Source organism: Acidovorax carolinensis (genome assembly GCF_002157145.1).
In the GTDB taxonomy this organism is placed as follows: domain Bacteria; phylum Pseudomonadota; class Gammaproteobacteria; order Burkholderiales; family Burkholderiaceae_C; genus Acidovorax; species Acidovorax carolinensis.
Window position 1 is genome coordinate 966,855 of record NZ_CP021361.1, and the last position, 15,310, is coordinate 982,164.

Annotated in this window: 8 protein-coding genes, 3 pseudogenes and 1 other annotated feature; of the genes and pseudogenes, 9 read left to right on the plus strand and 2 right to left on the minus strand. The window is 65.8% G+C overall.

Annotated features, from left to right (window positions below; translation table 11 throughout):
- The first annotated feature begins 35 nt into the window (after positions 1-35).
- The 4 genes and pseudogenes from CBP34_RS04535 (at position 36) to CBP34_RS04550 (ending at position 5,206) form a co-directional block, all read left to right on the plus strand.
- Positions 36-659, plus strand: coding sequence for a Crp/Fnr family transcriptional regulator (locus tag CBP34_RS04535; protein ID WP_086911586.1), 624 nt, complete (start codon positions 36-38; stop codon positions 657-659).
- A 175-nt stretch (positions 660-834) separates the two neighbouring features.
- Complete coding sequence (locus CBP34_RS04540; protein WP_086911587.1) at positions 835-2,946, plus strand: sensor domain-containing diguanylate cyclase; 2,112 nt, start codon at positions 835-837, stop codon at positions 2,944-2,946.
- 113 nt (positions 2,947-3,059) lie between these two features.
- Positions 3,060-3,923, plus strand: a pseudogene (locus CBP34_RS04545) (IS30 family transposase); the annotation flags it as partial.
- Positions 3,924-3,973: 50 nt separating this feature from the next.
- Positions 3,974-5,206: pseudogene (locus CBP34_RS04550) on the plus strand (IS3 family transposase).
- Positions 4,252-4,368: a sequence feature (AL1L pseudoknot), on the plus strand. It overlaps the preceding pseudogene by 117 nt.
- Before the next feature lie 572 nt (positions 5,207-5,778).
- Here CBP34_RS04550 and xdhB read toward each other — a convergent pair.
- Both xdhB and xdhA read right to left on the minus strand, forming a co-directional pair.
- The gene (gene xdhB, locus CBP34_RS04560) at positions 5,779-8,202 is read right to left on the minus strand and encodes a xanthine dehydrogenase molybdopterin binding subunit (RefSeq protein WP_208616371.1); all 2,424 of its coding nucleotides are present in this window, start codon (positions 8,200-8,202) and stop codon (positions 5,779-5,781) included.
- Complete coding sequence (gene xdhA, locus CBP34_RS04565) at positions 8,199-9,887, minus strand: xanthine dehydrogenase small subunit (RefSeq protein ID WP_094097428.1); 1,689 nt, start codon at positions 9,885-9,887, stop codon at positions 8,199-8,201. The genes xdhB and xdhA overlap by 4 nt, the downstream gene beginning before the upstream one ends.
- Before the next feature lie 277 nt (positions 9,888-10,164).
- Between xdhA and CBP34_RS04570 the strand changes: the two genes are divergently transcribed.
- The 5 genes and pseudogenes from CBP34_RS04570 to CBP34_RS19940 form a co-directional block, all read left to right on the plus strand.
- Complete coding sequence (locus CBP34_RS04570; RefSeq protein ID WP_094097429.1) at positions 10,165-11,790, plus strand: ABC transporter ATP-binding protein; 1,626 nt, start codon at positions 10,165-10,167, stop codon at positions 11,788-11,790.
- Positions 11,777-12,859 carry an ABC transporter permease gene (locus CBP34_RS04575; RefSeq protein ID WP_094097430.1) on the plus strand — a complete coding sequence of 361 codons (1,083 nt, stop codon included), beginning with the start codon at positions 11,777-11,779 and terminating at the stop codon, positions 12,857-12,859. The genes CBP34_RS04570 and CBP34_RS04575 overlap by 14 nt, the downstream gene beginning before the upstream one ends.
- On the plus strand, positions 12,859-13,779 hold the full coding sequence (locus CBP34_RS04580; protein ID WP_094097431.1) for an ABC transporter permease: 921 nt from the start codon (positions 12,859-12,861) through the stop codon (positions 13,777-13,779). Before CBP34_RS04575 ends, CBP34_RS04580 begins: the two co-directional genes overlap by 1 nt.
- A 50-nt stretch (positions 13,780-13,829) precedes the next feature.
- Positions 13,830-14,996: a BMP family ABC transporter substrate-binding protein gene (locus tag CBP34_RS04585; RefSeq protein ID WP_094097432.1), complete on the plus strand. Its 1,167-nt coding sequence runs from the start codon at positions 13,830-13,832 to the stop codon at positions 14,994-14,996.
- A 96-nt stretch (positions 14,997-15,092) separates the two neighbouring features.
- Positions 15,093-15,239, plus strand: a pseudogene (locus CBP34_RS19940) (DoxX family membrane protein); the annotation flags it as partial.
- Positions 15,240-15,310: the final 71 nt, after the last annotated feature.

Consider the following 15,310-nt stretch of genomic DNA (forward strand, 5'->3'; position numbering starts at 1 on the left):
AACGCGCCGCGCTATCGCACGGCAAAGTGGGCCGCATGTTGCCATCCACATTCTTCTCCCTCCCTGCCCAGATCGAAGTGATCGCCGCTGGCGAAGTGCTTCGCAGGCGCAATCAGGCCCTGACTTCGGTGCTGCACCTCGAAAGCGGGCGGGTGCTGCGCGGCGTCTATGAAGACGGGCGCATGCGCCACCAGCTGGGGGTGGTGGAAGGGCCCTTCTGGCTGGATGCGGCGTCCGCGCTGCTGGAAAAACCTTTTCCGGTAGATATGGTGACAGAGACGCGGGTGCAGGTGCGTCGCCTGCCGATCGAGGAGTTCCGGCGCGGATGTGCGTCGCTGCCTGCCGTGGCCCAGGGCATTTTGCGGGACATGGCCACCGGGTACCGGCAGCAGTCCGAACTGGCGGTGAGCCGGCTCGCGCAGGATGCTGAGGCGCGGTGCGCCCAGTGGCTGCTCAACCACGCCCAGCCCGACCACAGCGGCGCCATGAGCGTGACACTGCACCAGCGCAAGCGCCTCATCGCCGCGCAACTGGGCATTGCCCCGGAAACCTTTTCGCGCGTGCTGCGCCACCTGCGCGAGCACGGCCTGATTGCCGGCACTGGCAACGTGCTCAATCTTCCGCAGCCGCACGCGCTGCAGTCCGTGGCGGGCTGCTGAAGCCTTCGGGCAACCCTGTGGCTCAGGGTTACTCCTTGGGCTAAAGCGAGGGTTCCACCCAAGCGCCCGGGGCGGGGGGCTGCGTATATTTGCCTGAGAACTCTTTGGCAAAGCCGGCTCCCATGTTGCCTCCTGATCTTCTTGCTGTCTTGAACCTGTCGCGCGCGGGGTGCCGATGACCCCGTTGGCGCACGCACAGGCGCAGGCGGAGTCGTCGCCCACCTGGTGGCCGCCCGGATCGCTGGTGCTGCGCCTGATGCTCGTGGCCATGCTGGCCGTGGCCGTGTCGGGGGTGTTGTCTGCGTGGCTGGCTTCGCGTGCCTCGGAACGCGAGGCCATCCGCCGCGTGGTGGGCCAGCAGACCGAAGAGGTCGAGGTGATGGCGCGCCTGCTGGCCAGCAAGATCGAGCAAAGCCAGAAAGTGCTGCGCACCGTGGCCGAGGGCATCACGCCGGAAATGCTCAATTCGCCATCGTCGCTGGAATGGCTGTTGCGTCAGGGCCTGCCGGCCGTGCAGTTTTTTGATTCGATGCAGGTGGCCCGCCCGGATGGGGAGCTGCGTGTCAACCTGCATTCCGGGCGGCTGGAAGATGCGGCCAACCTGGACCCCGCCGAGCGCGATGCCCTGCGGCGCACGCTCAGTGGTGGCAAGCCCCTGGTGTCCGAGCTGGTGGGAGGGCGCACCGCCGAGGCGCGCGTCATGTTCACCATGCCGCTGCGCCGCGAGGATGGTCCGGTTCTGGGGGTGGTGGCCGGGGCGCTCAAGCTGCATTCGCAAGGATTGCTGCCGCCGTCCATGACGTTGCCGGCGCGGGATGATTCACGCCTGATCGTCTTCACCCGCGAAGGCACCATCCTGTCGCATCCCGATCCCCTGCGTCTGCTGGGCAACGTGCGCGACGAAGCCGGGCTGGGGCCGGTTTACGCCCGGTGGCTGCAGCAGGCGCAGCCCGTGGCCGGGCGTGGCACCACCGTGGTGCAGCCGGCGCATATCGTGAGCATGGCCGGAATGCCGCTGCCTCAGTGGCTGGTGGCCCGTGTGAGTGATTCGCGCGCCATGATGGCGCCCCTCGAAGGTGCGCAGCGCAACGCCTGGTGGCTTGCCGCCGCGGTGATGGCCGCCAGCATGGCCCTGCTGGCGGCGTTCATGGTGTGGATGGCGCAGCCGCTGGAACGGCTGTGCCACAGTGCGCTGCAACTGGCGCATGGGGTGCGCAGCGACGCCATCCAGTGGCCCCGCGCCACGGGCGAGGTGGGGGCGTTGGTCAAGGTGTTTGAGGGGCAGGTGCAGCAAAGCGCGCAGCAGCACCAGCAGCGCGCCCAGCTGGAGGGGCAGTTGCAGGCCATTCTCGACAACGCCTCCGTGGGTATCGTGATCACTCGCCAGGGCATTCTCGAAGTGGTGGGGCGGCAGGCCTGCCAGATGCTTGGCTACTGCGACGAGGAGCTGCACGGCCGCCCGGCACGCACCCTCTATGCGTCGGACGCAGACTACCAGCGGCTGGGCGAGCGGGTGCAGGACGCATTCCGGGCCCATGGCGCGTTTGACGAGGATGTGTGCTTCATGCGCAAGGATGGCAGCCCCGTCTGGGCACGGGTGCAGGGCCGGGGGGTGCGGGCCGATGACATGGCGGGCGGCACCGTCTGGATTCTGGAGGACATGACTGCTGCGCGCGAAGCGCAGCAACAGCAGGACTGGGCCGCTGTCCACGACCCGCTCACGCAGCTGTGCAACCGGGATGCGTTTGTCCAGCGCATGGGCGTGCTGCTGGCCGAGCGTTCGGCGCGGGCGCGCACGCCCGGCACGGCAACCGTGGATGCCGCCGCGGCCGGGTCCGAGGGCGACGGCGTGATGCTGTTCCTGGACCTGGACCATTTCACCGTGGTCAACGATGTCGCCGGCCATGATGCCGGGGACGACGTGCTGCGCCATGTGGCGCGACTGGTGGAGTCGCAGGTGCGCCAGATCGGCTGGGCCGCTCGGCTGGGCGGCGACGAGTTTGCCGTGGTGCTGCCGGGTTGCTCGCTCACGCGGGGGCAGGTGGTGGCCGAGCAGTTGCGTGCCGCCGTGCAGGCCTGGGAGCCTTCGTACCAGGGCCGCAGCTTCACGCTGGGCGTGAGCATTGGCCTGGTGGTGCTCGATGCCAGCCTGCAGGATGTGCCGTCGGTGCTGTATGCGGCCGACATGGCCTGCTACGACGCCAAGCGAGCGGGGCGCAACCGGGTGGAGACGCGCCATGCCAGCCAGGCTGCGGCCTCGGGGCGGATGCCGTTGGGGCCGGTGTAGGGGGTGGGTTTTCAGCCTGCTTGCTGGGGCGTGTTTTTTTATATTTGATGTTTTTGGGTTGTGGCGCTTGGCGGCCTCAGTTCCGAAGTGCAACACCGAGAATTGAGGTCAAGATGACAAAGAAGAACTACCAGCATTTGAGCCAGAGCGAACGCCATGCGATAGCCTTGGGGCTGCAGCAAAAGCAAAGCCTCAGCGCCATAGCGCGGGCCTTGGGGCGCTGCAAGAGCACCATCAGCCGGGAATGCCAACGCAATGCGGGCGCCAAGGCCTACACCTCCAAGTTCGCCCAGCAACGCAGCGACAGGCGCAGATGCTTTGCCCGTCCCCAGCCCAAACTGCACCGCGATGGACCTTTGTTCAAGATCGTTCGCGACTATCTGCTCCGGCACTGGTCTCCCCAGCAAATCGCTGGGCAGTTGAAGAAACTGCACCCTGACAACAAGCGCAAACAAGTGTCCCACGAGAGCATCTACACCTGCATCTACGCCCAGCCCCGCGGAGAGCTCAAGAAGGAGCTGGTGGCCTGCTTGCGCATGGCCCGCGCCAAGCGCTGGCCGCGCTCCAAGGGCGAGGATCGGCGTGGACAGATCACCGACCTGCTGAGCATCCATGTGCGCCCACCCGAGATTGAGGATCGTCAGTTGCCCGGGCACTGGGAGGGCGACCTCATCAAGGGCAAAGGCAATGCCAGTGCCATTGGCACGCTGGTCGAGCGCACGACCCGCCTGGTGGTGCTGGTCAAGCTGCCGCACCCCAACCCGGCGACAGCGGCACATGTACTGCAGGCCTTCAGCGACAAGCTCAATGGCATTGCCAGCCCGATGCGCCAGAGCCTGACCTATGACCGTGGCAGTGAGATGGCAGAGCATGCCAAGCTCACCGAGAACACGGGCATGAAGGTGTACTTCTGTGACCCCTACAGCCCCTGGCAGCGGGGCTCCAACGAAAACACCAATGGATTGCTGCGGCAGTACTGAACCGCCCCGGTTTTTGAGGAGGCTCTTTTCTCTGAGAGGATTGAGCCATGAAGAAGTCAAACAAGTTCTCACCCGAAGTCCGTGAACGTGCGGTGAGATTAGTGCAGGAGCACCGGGGGGAGTACCCATCGTTATGGGCTGCCATTGAATCCATCGCCCCCAAGATTGGCTGCGTGCCGCAAACGCTGCATGAATGGGTCAAGCGTGTCGAAGTCGATACAGGCGTGCGCGAAGGCGTCACCACTAGCGAGGCGCAGCGGGTCAAGGATCTGGAGCGCGAGGTCAAGGAGTTGCGCCGGGCCAACGAGATACTGAAGCTGGCCAGCGCGTTTTTCGCCCAGGCGGAGCTCGACCGCCGACTCAAGTCCTGAAGGACTTCATTGACAAGCATCGCGATACCTTCGGGGTCGAGCCGCTCTGCAAGGTCTTGCAGATTGCCCCGTCGGCTTATCGAAGACATGCTGCGCTGCTGCGCGAGCCCCACAGGCGTTGTGAGCGGGCTCTGCGCGATGAGCAGTTAGTGCCGCAGATTCAACGCGTTTGGCAGGCCAACATGCAGGTCTACGGCGCTGCCAAGGTGTGGCGCCAACTGGGGCGCGAAGGTGTTGTCGTGGCTCGCTGCACGGTCGAGCGATTGATGCGCAAGCTGGGGCTGCGCGGCGTGATGCGTGGCAAGGTCGTGCGCACAACTGTCGGTGATGCCAAGGCGCCATGCCCGCTGGACCGGGTCAACCGGCAGTTCCGGGCCGAGCGGCCGAACCAGTTATGGGTCAGCGACTTCACCTATGTCTCGACCTGGCAGGGCTGGCTGTACGTGGCCTTCGTCATCGACGTGTTTGCCCGTCGCATCGTTGGTTGGCGAGTCAGCAGTTCGATGCGAACGGACTTCGTGCTCGATGCGCTGGAGCAGGCGTTGTACGCACGCCAACCCGAGCAGGGCAGCAGCCTGGTCCATCACTCGGATCGCGGCTCGCAATACGTCAGCATCCGGTACAGCGAACGCCTGGCCGAGGCGGGCATAGAGCCCTCGGTGGGCAGCAAGGGTGACAGCTATGACAACGCGCTGGCCGAGACGATCAACGGGCTCTACAAGGCCGAGCTGATACATCGCCGCGCCCCCCTGGAAGACCAAGGAGGCCGTGGAGCTGGCCACGCTGGAATGGGTGGCCTGGTTCAATCATCACAGGCTGCTCGAACCCATCGGGTACATCCCGCCTGTAGAAGCTGAGGCAAACTACTACCGGCAACTCGCCAGTCAGACTGCCATGATGGTGGCCTGACTTAAACCAACTGGCCTCCACGAAAACCGGGGCGGTTCACCCCGCAACCGCCCCGCCGCAGGCGCAGCCAGATGGGGATGGACAGCCGAAACAGCCCAACAGCCAAACGGGCCATCGCTGCGCTCGGCCCCATTTCGCGGGCGCAAGCGCCGCGCGCTGCGCAGCGGGCCGAGCGCAGCGATGGCCCGAAGGGATGTCCGGCTGTGGGTTCCCTTCAGGATGCGCCGAGGAGCGCAGGTTTTGGCGGATCAGGGCTCGCGTCTGTTTGAGTGACGCGAAGCGGCGCGAGTTTAGCGAGACCCCGCCAAAACCGAGCACCGCAGGTTGCCCGCAGCGAAGCGAAGGGACGCAGCGTGTAGGGTCGCCTTTCTTTTGGGTACGTTTCTTTGGCGAAGCAAAGAAAAGTACCTCGCCCGCCGGGGCGAGACCCGGCCTCCGCCCTGATTTCAGGCTCAAAACCTGATCATCGTCCAGGCTTCGACAGGCTCACCCCGAACGGTTGAATGAAAACCGAAGCTCCAAAAACAATAGCTGCCCACGCTTGATACACAAGCGCTACAAACAAAAAACCCTCAATCCCTCACCCGCCCCAACGCCCGCAGCACATTCTCCGCCGTCGCCGGCGCCGTCAACACCACCGGTGCCGTGGCGCCTGCCCCACCGCGCCCCGCCGCCACCGCATTGCGCAGCGCCTCATACACGCTGATCGCCAGCATGAACGGCGGCTCGCCCACGGCCTTGCTGCCGCCCACGTTGTCCTCGCGGTTGGCCTCGGGCCACAGGTCGATCTTGAAGTGCGCCGGAATGTCGCCCGTGGCCGGGATCTTGTAAGTGCTGGGCGCGTGGGTGGCCAACGCACCCTGGTCGTTCCACACCAGTTGCTCGGTGGTGAGCCAGCCCATGCCCTGCACGAAACCGCCCTCGATCTGGCCGATGTCGATGGCCGGGTTGATGCTGTGGCCCACGTCGTGCAGGATGTCCACCTTGAGCACCCGGTTCTCGCCCGTGAGGGTGTCGATCACCACTTCGGTGCAGGCCGCCCCGTAGCTGAAGTAGTAAAACGGCCGCCCGGTGAGCGTGGCCTTGTCATAGTGGATCTTGGGCGTGCGATAAAAACCGTCGCTCCACAGCTGGATGCGGTTGGCATAGGCGTCTTTGACCACTGCCTCGAAACTGCGCACCGCCTTGGGCGAGATGACCTGCCCGTCGGCAAACCGGATCGCGCCAGCGCCGCAACCGTCGAGCCCGCAGACGAATGCGGCCAGGTTGTCGCGCACATGGCGGGCCGCAAACTGCGCGGCACGGCCATTGAGGTCGGTGCCGCTGCTGGCCGCAGTGGCGCTGGCGTTGGGCACCTTGCTGGTGTCGCTGGCCGTGACCAGCACGCGGGGCAGGGGCACGCCCAGCTCGTCGGCCACGATCTGCGCCACCTTGGTGTGTAGGCCCTGGCCCATTTCGGTGCCGCCGTGGTTCACCTGCACGCTGCCGTCGGTGTACACATGCACCAGCGCGCCCGCCTGGTTGAACAGCGTGGCCGTGAAGCTGATGCCGAACTTGACCGGCGTGATGGCGATGCCGCGTTTGAGCACCGGGCTTTGCGCGTTCCACGCGGCAATCTCGGCCTGGCGCTGGCGGTAGCCTGATGTGCGCTCCAGTTGTGGCAACAGCTCGTGCAGGATGTTGTCCTCCACGGTCATCTGGTAGTGGGTGACGTTGCGGCCCTCGCTGGCGTTCTTGCCATACAGGTTGGCCAGGCGCACATCCTGCGCATCGCGGCCGAGCGCCCGGGCGATGTCGCCCAGAATGGCCTCGATCACGATCACGCCCTGCGGGCCGCCGAAGCCGCGAAACGCCGTGTGGCTTTGCGTGTTCGTCTTGCAGCGGTACGACGCGATTTCTACGTCGCTGAGGTAATAGGCGTTGTCGGCGTGGAACACGGCCCGGTCGGCCACGGGGCCCGACAGGTCGGCGCTGAAACCGCAGTTGGCGGCCATCTGCAGCTTCAGGCCCGTGATGCGGCCGGTGTCGTCAAAGCCCACGTCGTATTCATAGGCAAACGGGTGGCGCTTGCCGGTGACCATGAAGTCTTCGTCCCGGTCCAGCCGCAGCTTGACGGCGCGGCCAAACTTGTTCGCGGCCACGGCGGCCCACACGGCCAAATGGCCGGCCTGCGTTTCCTTGCCGCCAAAGCCACCGCCCATGCGGCGGCATTCAACGCGCACGGCGTGGTTGTCGATGCCCAAAGCGTGCGCCACCCAGTGCTGCACTTCGCCGGGGTGCTGCGTGCTCGAATGGATCGACCACTGGTTCTGCTCCAGCGGCAACGCATAGGCGATCTGGCCTTCGAGGTAGAAGTGCTCTTGCCCACCCACCTCGAACGCGCCTTGCAGACGGTGCGCCGATTGCGCAAGGCCCGTGGCGGCGTCGCCCCGGCGCACGAACACGGGGGGCTGCACGTAGCTTTGCGCCTTCAGCGCGTCCTGCACCGTCAGCACGGCGGGCAGCGACGTGATGTCGAGCATCACGGCGCGTACGGCGCGGCGCGCCTGCATGACCGAATCAGCCACCACCAGGCCGATGACCTGTCCGATGTGCTGCACCGTGTCGACGGCAAACACGGGCTCATCGTGCGCAAAGGCGGCCAGCAGGGGGGCGCCGGGCACGTCGGCCGCCAGCACCACCCCACGCACGCCGGGCAGGGCCAGGGCCGCGTCAGCATGAACGCCATTCAAGGTGCCATGCGCCACCGTGGACAGGATGGGCGCCGCGTACAGCGTGCCTTTCACCTCGGGCAGGTCGTCGATGTAGTGGGCGGCACCCGCCACCTGGGCGCGGGCGCTTTCGTGGATGTGCGACTGGCCCATGGCGCGGGTGCTGGCGGGGGCACTGGCCTTGGATGGTGTGCCCAAAGGTGCCGCGGCGTGTGCGTCAGCGGTGGCCGCCACTGGGCTTGCCATGGCGTCGCGGCTGACGGGAAGGGATTCACGCTGGTTCATGCTGTTTTCTCCAGGCGCAAGTCCTCCACGCTCACCGCGTCTTCGCCTTGGCTTTCGAGCCAGAAGCGCTGCAGCAGGCTGGCCAGCACCGTGCGGCGGTAGGCGCCGCTGGCGCGCATGTCCGAGATGGGGTTGAACTCGCCTTGCAGCACTTGCGCGGCGCGGGCAATGGTGTCGTTGTTCCACGGCTGACCGGTCAGTGCGGCTTCGGTCTGGCGTGCGCGGGCCGGGGTGGCCGCCACACCGCCCGCGCCGATGCTGGCGCGGCGCACCATGTTGGCTTCGATATCCAGGTTGATGACCAGGCAGACGGCCGAGATGTCGTCATCAAAACGCTTTGAAATTTTGTACGCGCGCAGCACTTCGGTAACCCCTGGCCTGGGCACCACGGTGCGCACCAGCAGTTCGTCCGGCGCCATCACGTTTTGTCGGTAGCCGGTGTACATGTTTTCCAGCGCGAGGGTGCGCTCGCCGCGTGTGCTGGCCAGCACCACCTGGGCGCGCAGCGCGATCAAGAGCGGCATCGAATCGCCAATGGGCGAGCCGTTGGCCACGTTGCCGCCCAGCGTGCCCGCGTTGCGCACGGGCAGCCCGGCAAAGCGGGTGACGAAACGGTGCAGCTGCGGCCATTGCGCGGCGAGGGCGGCAAAGGCGTCGGTCAGCGTGACCGCTGCGCCGATGTGTATGTGGTGCGCGTCCTGCTGCACCGCGCGCAACTCGGCCGCGCGCGTCACGTCCAGAACCTGTGCGTATTGCTTGTGCAGCTTGGTCACCCACAGCCCCACATCGGTGCAACCAGCCACGACCTGGGCGCCGGGGTGCGCGGCCCGGGCGGCCAGCAGGGCGGGCAGTGTGGTGGGGGAAATATAGGAAGAATCGGCCTCTGGCGCCTGTTTGGTATGCGCTAGAAGCTCTAGTTTTTGTAGCAAATCGGCTTCGTTGACGGCCATGGCCGGCAGCGCTGCCATGTGCTGCGCCGCATCCAGAATGGGGCGGTAGCCGGTGCAGCGGCACAGGTTGCCAGAGAGCTCTTCCTGCGCCAGTTCGCGGGTGATGGGCTGGCCGTGGCAAACATGGTCGAGCGCCGACGGGCCGCCCCGAGGCGCGAGGCCCCCCTCGGGGGGCAGCGTACCGCACGCAGTGGGGAGCGTGGGGGCAATGTACTTCTGGTACATGCCGAACAGGCTCATCACGAAGCCTGGGGTGCAAAAGCCGCACTGGGAGCCGTGGCACTGCACCATGGCCTCCTGAACAGGATGCAAACCTACTGCGCGAACGGGGGGCGTCGTTGCGCGGTGCTCGGAATCCTCATGGACCTGCATGTCCATTCCGGTTCCTGCGCTCCGTGCGCCTAGCCCGCCGTCCGCTCGCGACGGTTTGTGGAGTAGCTCTACCGGCTGAATCAGCGGGTCTGCGGTCAGGTCCTCCACTGTCCACAGCGCCATGCCGTCGATCGAATGCGCCAGGCGGATGCAGCTGTTCACGGCGCTGTAATGCACCTTGCCATCGCGTGCCTCGCCCAGCACCACGGTGCATGCGCCGCAGTCGCCCTCGCCGCAGCCCTCCTTGGTGCCGGTGCAGCCCAGGTCCTCGCGCAGCACCTGCAGCAGCGTGCGGTCGGGTGGTACATTGCCCAGCGCCACCGGTTGGCCGCGGCGCAGAAATTGCAGGGGTCGGGTTGTCATAGGAAAAATGCCACGTCGATGCGCGGAGATCGTAAACAGGTTGTTGGGGTGCAGCGCACCAGTGCGCACCGGGCCAAGGCGCCAGTGCAAGCTTATGCCGCCCGGGCAAGCACCGCAATTTCCACGCCAGATGAAGGGCGTGCCGTGGCAGGCGCACAGGCACCGTTTCGTGGTGGCTTTGCTGCTAAAAAGATAGCTGCTAGCGCATATGGAACAAGCGCAAGGCCCTCATTTGAATCCAATTGCCGTTCATGAAAACTGAGAGACAATCGCCTGCATGAGTTCCACCCCCATCTCCCGCCCGCCGGGCTCTTCGGGCATGTCCGGCGCAGTGCCGCCCCGGCTGCAGCTGGTGGGCATTACCAAGCGCTACCCGGCCGTGGTGGCCAACAGCGCTGTCTCGCTGACGGTGCAGCCCGGCGAGATCCATGCCGTGCTGGGCGAAAACGGCGCCGGCAAGTCCACGCTGATGAAGATCATCTACGGCTCGGTCAAGCCCGACGAAGGCAGCGTGCACTTCAACGGCCAGGCCGTGCAGGTGCGCAACCCGCAGGAGGCGCGGGCGCTGGGCATTGCCATGGTTTTCCAGCATTTCAGCCTGTTCGACACCCTCACGGTGGCCGAGAACGTGTGGCTCGGTCTGGACAAGCGCATCACGCTGTCCGAGGTCACCCAGCGCATCACCGCCACGGCGGCCGAGTACGGCCTGGGCATCGATCCCCTGCGCCCGGTGCACACGCTTTCCGTGGGCGAAATGCAGCGCGTGGAAATCATCCGCGCCCTGCTCACCCACCCCAAGCTGCTCATCTTGGACGAACCCACCTCGGTGCTGACGCCCCAGGCGGTCGAAAAGCTGTTTGTGGTGCTGAAAAAGCTCGCGTCCGAGGGCTGCAGCATCCTCTACATCAGTCACAAGTTGCACGAAATCCGTGCGCTGTGCACCGCCTGCACCGTTTTGCGTGGCGGCAAGGTGACGGGCGTGTGCAATCCGGCCGAAGAGTCGAATGCATCCTTGTCGCGCCTGATGATCGGCGCCGAGCCGCCCGCGCTGGAGCACCGTGCCGTGCAGACCGGCGCCACCGTGCTGCGTGTGCAGGGCCTGTCGCTGCCGCGCGCCGACCAGTTTGGTGTGGACTTGATCGATATCCAGTTCGAGGTGAAGGCGGGCGAGGTGGTAGGCATTGCCGGGGTTTCGGGCAACGGGCAAAAAGAGCTGCTCTATGCACTGTCGGGCGAAGACCAGCGCGCCGAACCCGCCAGTATTCAGGTGGCGGGCCAGAATGCGGGCCGCATGGGCCCGGGCCAGCGCCGCGCCCTGGGCCTGCACTTTGTGCCCGAAGAGCGCCTGGGCCGGGGCGCGGTGCCCACCATGGGCCTGGCGCACAACCTGCTGCTCACGCGAACCAACTCGGTCAGCGGCAGTGGCTGGATCAAGGTAGGCGCGTTGCAAAAGCACGCCCAGAGCATCATCGAGCGCTTCAACGTGAAGGCGGGCGGCCCCAACGCGGCAGCCAAGTCGCTGTCGGGGGGCAATCTGCAGAAGTTCATCGTGGGGCGCGAGATCGATGCCAACCCCGCGTTGCTCATCGTCTCGCAGCCCACCTGGGGCGTGGACGTGGGTGCGGCCGCGCAGATTCGCGGCGAAATCCTGGCGCTGCGCGACGCCGGCTGTGCCGTGCTGGTCGTGAGCGAGGAGCTGGACGAATTGTTTGAAATCTGTGACCGCCTGCATGTGGTGGCCAAGGGGCACCTGTCGCCATCGGTGCCCCGCGCCGACGCCACGGTGGAGCGCATTGGCGAATGGATGAGCGGCCTGTGGCATGCCGACGTGCAGGCGCATCTGGCCCGCAACCGCGAGCAGCTCGCGCAACTGAACCAGGGGGCGCAGCATGTTCCGACTTGAACCGCGCCCGCAGGCGTCGCGCTGGTGGAGCTATGGCTCGCCGCTGCTGGCCCTGGCCGTCACGGTGCTGATCGGCATCGCCCTGTTTGCCGCGCTGGGCAAGGACCCGGTGCGCGGCCTGCAGGTGTTCTTCTGGGAGCCGGTGCGCTCGCCCTACGCGGTGGGCGAGCTTATGGTCAAGGCCACGCCGCTGCTGCTGATTGCACTGGGGCTGGCGGTGTGCTTTCGCTCCAATGTCTGGAACATTGGCGCCGAGGGCCAGTTTGTCATTGGTGCCGTGGTGGCCGGTGGCGTGGCGCTGCTGGCCGACAAGACCACGGGCCCCTGGATCGTGCCCGTCATCTTGCTGGCCGGCGTGCTGGGGGGCATGGCCTGGGCGGGCCTCACGGCGCTGCTGCGCGACAAGTTCAATGCCAATGAAATCCTGGTCAGCCTGATGCTGGTGTATGTGGCCACGCTGGTGCTGGGCTACCTGGTCTATGGGCCCTGGAAAGACCCCATGGGCTACAACTTTCCGCAGACCAAGACCTTCGAGAAGGTCACGCAGATTCCGCGCCTCATGCAGGGCTCGCGGGTGAGCATTGGCCTGTTGCTGGCGCTGGCGGCCGCGGGCGCACTGTGGGTGTTTTTGTTTCGCACGCGCGCGGGCTTTGCCCAGCAGGTGGGCGGGCTGGCGCCGGCGGCGGCACGCTATGCCGGTTTTTCTTCGCGGCGCGCGCTGTGGACGGCGTTGCTGGTCTCGGGCGGTGCGGCGGGCCTGGCGGGTGCGCTGGAGGTGGCGGGCCCCATCGGTCAGCTCACGCCCTATGTGCCAGCGGGCTACGGCTTTGCGGCCATCATCGTGGCCTTTGTGGGGCGGCTGCACCCGGTGGGCATGGTGTTCTCGGCCATTCTCATGAGCATGTTTTATATCGGCGGCGAGCTGGCGCAGTCGCGCCTGGGCTTGCCCAAGTCGCTCACCGGCGTGTTCCAGGGCTTGCTGCTGTTCACGCTGCTGGCCTGCGACACGCTGATCGCCTACCGCGTGCGCTGGGCTGGCACCCGCCGCACACACCAGGGAGGCAAGTGATGGAGTCGTATGCATTGCTGATCGGCGCCACGCTGAGCGCGGGCACCGTGCTGGCCCTGGCGGCCCTGGGCCTGCTCATCAACGAAAAGGCCGGCATTGTCAACCTGGGGGCCGAGGGCATGATGCTGTGTGCCGCCATTGCGGGCTTTGCCACCGTGGTGCACACCGGCAACACCTGGCTGGGCTTTGCCGCTGGCATGGCGGCGGGGGCGTTGCTGGCCGCCATCTTTGGCGTGCTGGTGATCTGGCTCAACACCAACCAGTACGCCACGGGCTTGGCGCTCAGCCTGTTTGGCGTGGGGTTTTCGGCCTTTGCGGGCATCAGCTATGTGCAGGCCAAGCTGCCCGAACTGCCCAAGTACGCCATTCCCGTGCTGGGCGATGTGCCGCTGCTCGGGCCCGCGCTGTTTCAGCAGCACCCCTTGGTGTACCTCACCATGGCGCTGGTGGCGGGGCTGATATGGTTCCTGTACCGCTCGCGCGCTGGGCTGGTGCTGCGTTCGGTGGGCGAGTCGCCCGAGTCCGCCCATGCGCTGGGCTACCCGGTGCGCCGCATCCGGCTGGCGGCCGTGATGGCGGGCGGCGCCCTGTGCGGCCTGGCGGGCGCCTATATCTCCACCGTGTACACGCCGCTGTGGGTGGAGGGCATGGTGGCCGGGCGCGGCTGGATTGCGCTGGCCCTCACCACCTTTGCCACCTGGCGGCCGGCACGCGTATTGCTTGGTGCTTACCTGTTTGGTGGCGTGACCATGCTCCAGTTCCATTTGCAGGCCACCGGCGTGCAGGTGGCCAGCCAGTTGCTGAGCATGCTGCCTTACGTGGCCACCATCGTGGTGCTGGCGCTGATTTCACGCAATCCGGCGTGGATCCGGGTGAACATGCCGGCGTCGCTGGGCAAGCCGTTCTATCCTGGCGCCTGAAGTTTTGCGTACATTGTTGCAACCCGCTTTCTCATTCCTAAGGAACCTACATGACTGATCTCCAGAAACGCTCTGTGCTCAAGCTGGCCGCGCTGTCCGCCGTGGCAGCTGCCGCGCTCGTGGGATGCGGCAAGAAGGAAGAACCGGCACCGGCCCCTGCGCCCGCACCGGCGCCCGCCGCCGAAGCACCAGCACCCAAGCCCGAGCCACTGAAGATCGCATTTGCCTATGTTGGCCCCGTGGGTGATGGCGGCTGGTCTTACGCGCACGACAACGGTCGCAAGGCCCTGGAAAAGGAATTCGGCGACAAGATCGTGACCAGCTTTGTCGAAAGCGTGCCCGAGTCGGCCGACGCCGAGCGCGTGCTGCGCGACATGGCCGGCCAGGGCAACAAGCTGATCTTCGGCACCACCTTCGGCTACATGGAGTCCATGCTCAAGGTGGCGGCCGACAACCCGGGCGTGAAATTCGAACACGCCACCGGCTACAAGACTGCCGACAACATGCGCACCTATGACAGCCGCACCTACGAAGGCGCGTACATGGCTGGCGTGATCGCTGGTGCCATGACCAAGACCAACACCCTCGGTGTGGTGGGCTCGGTGCCGATTCCGGAAGTGATCCGCAACATCAACAGCTTCACGTTGGGCGCGCAGTCGGTCAATCCCAAGATCAAGACCAAGGTGGTCTGGGTGAACGAATGGTTCAGCCCGCCCAAGGAAACCGAAGCTGCCACCTCGCTGATCAATGGCGGCGCCGACGTGCTGTTCCAGAACACCGACTCGCCTGCGGTGCTCAAGACCGCCCAGGAAAAGGGCAAGCGCGCCTTCGGCTGGGACAGCGACATGACCGCCTACGGCCCCAAGGCCCACCTGGCCTCGGCCGTGATCAACTGGGGCCCCTACTACATCAAGGCCACCAAGGACGCACTGGACGGCACCTGGACCACGGGCCAGAGCTGGTGGGGCGTGAAAGAAGGCGCGATCGACATTGTCTCCGTCGCCGACGACGTGCCGGCCGACACCAAGACGAAGGTCGAGTCCATCAAGGCAGGCCTGAAGGACGGCAGCTTCAGCATCTGGAAGGGTCCCATCGTGGGCCAGGACGGCAAGCCTGTGCTCGAAAAGGACGTGGTGGCCGATGACAAGTTCCTCGGTGGCATCAACTTCTACGTCAAGGGCGTGGAAGGCAAGATCCCGGGCGGCGACAAGAAGTAAGCCCCATCACGTTGTCCTGACCGCCACCATTGAAAAGCTGAAAAAATGTCCAACGACCTCGGAAAACTGGTTCTTCGCCTGACACTGGGCATCCTGATGCTGCTGCATGGCATCGCCAAGCTGTCGGCCGGTGCTGATGGCATCGTCGGCATGGTGGCCAGCTATGGCCTGCCGGGTGTGCTGGGTTACCTGGTCTATGTCGGTGAAGTGCTGGCGCCACTGCTGCTCATCGTCGGTCTCTGGACCCGTCCGGCGGCGCTGGTGGTGGTCATCAACATGGTTGTTGCCATCTTGCTGGCGCACATGGGTCAGCT

What these genes read in the sequence shown, in the direction of transcription:
- CBP34_RS04535 (WP_086911586.1), top strand. Translation starts at nt 36, where the DNA reads ATGTTGCCATCCACATTCTTCTCCCTCCCTGCCCAGATCGAAGTGATC.
- CBP34_RS04540 (WP_086911587.1), top strand. Translation starts at nt 835, where the DNA reads ATGACCCCGTTGGCGCACGCACAGGCGCAGGCGGAGTCGTCGCCCACC.
- xdhB (WP_208616371.1), bottom strand. Translation starts at nt 8,202, where the DNA reads ATGAACCAGCGTGAATCCCTTCCCGTCAGCCGCGACGCCATGGCAAGC.
- xdhA (WP_094097428.1), bottom strand. Translation starts at nt 9,887, where the DNA reads ATGACAACCCGACCCCTGCAATTTCTGCGCCGCGGCCAACCGGTGGCG.
- CBP34_RS04570 (WP_094097429.1), top strand. Translation starts at nt 10,165, where the DNA reads ATGAGTTCCACCCCCATCTCCCGCCCGCCGGGCTCTTCGGGCATGTCC.
- CBP34_RS04575 (WP_094097430.1), top strand. Translation starts at nt 11,777, where the DNA reads ATGTTCCGACTTGAACCGCGCCCGCAGGCGTCGCGCTGGTGGAGCTAT.
- CBP34_RS04580 (WP_094097431.1), top strand. Translation starts at nt 12,859, where the DNA reads ATGGAGTCGTATGCATTGCTGATCGGCGCCACGCTGAGCGCGGGCACC.
- CBP34_RS04585 (WP_094097432.1), top strand. Translation starts at nt 13,830, where the DNA reads ATGACTGATCTCCAGAAACGCTCTGTGCTCAAGCTGGCCGCGCTGTCC.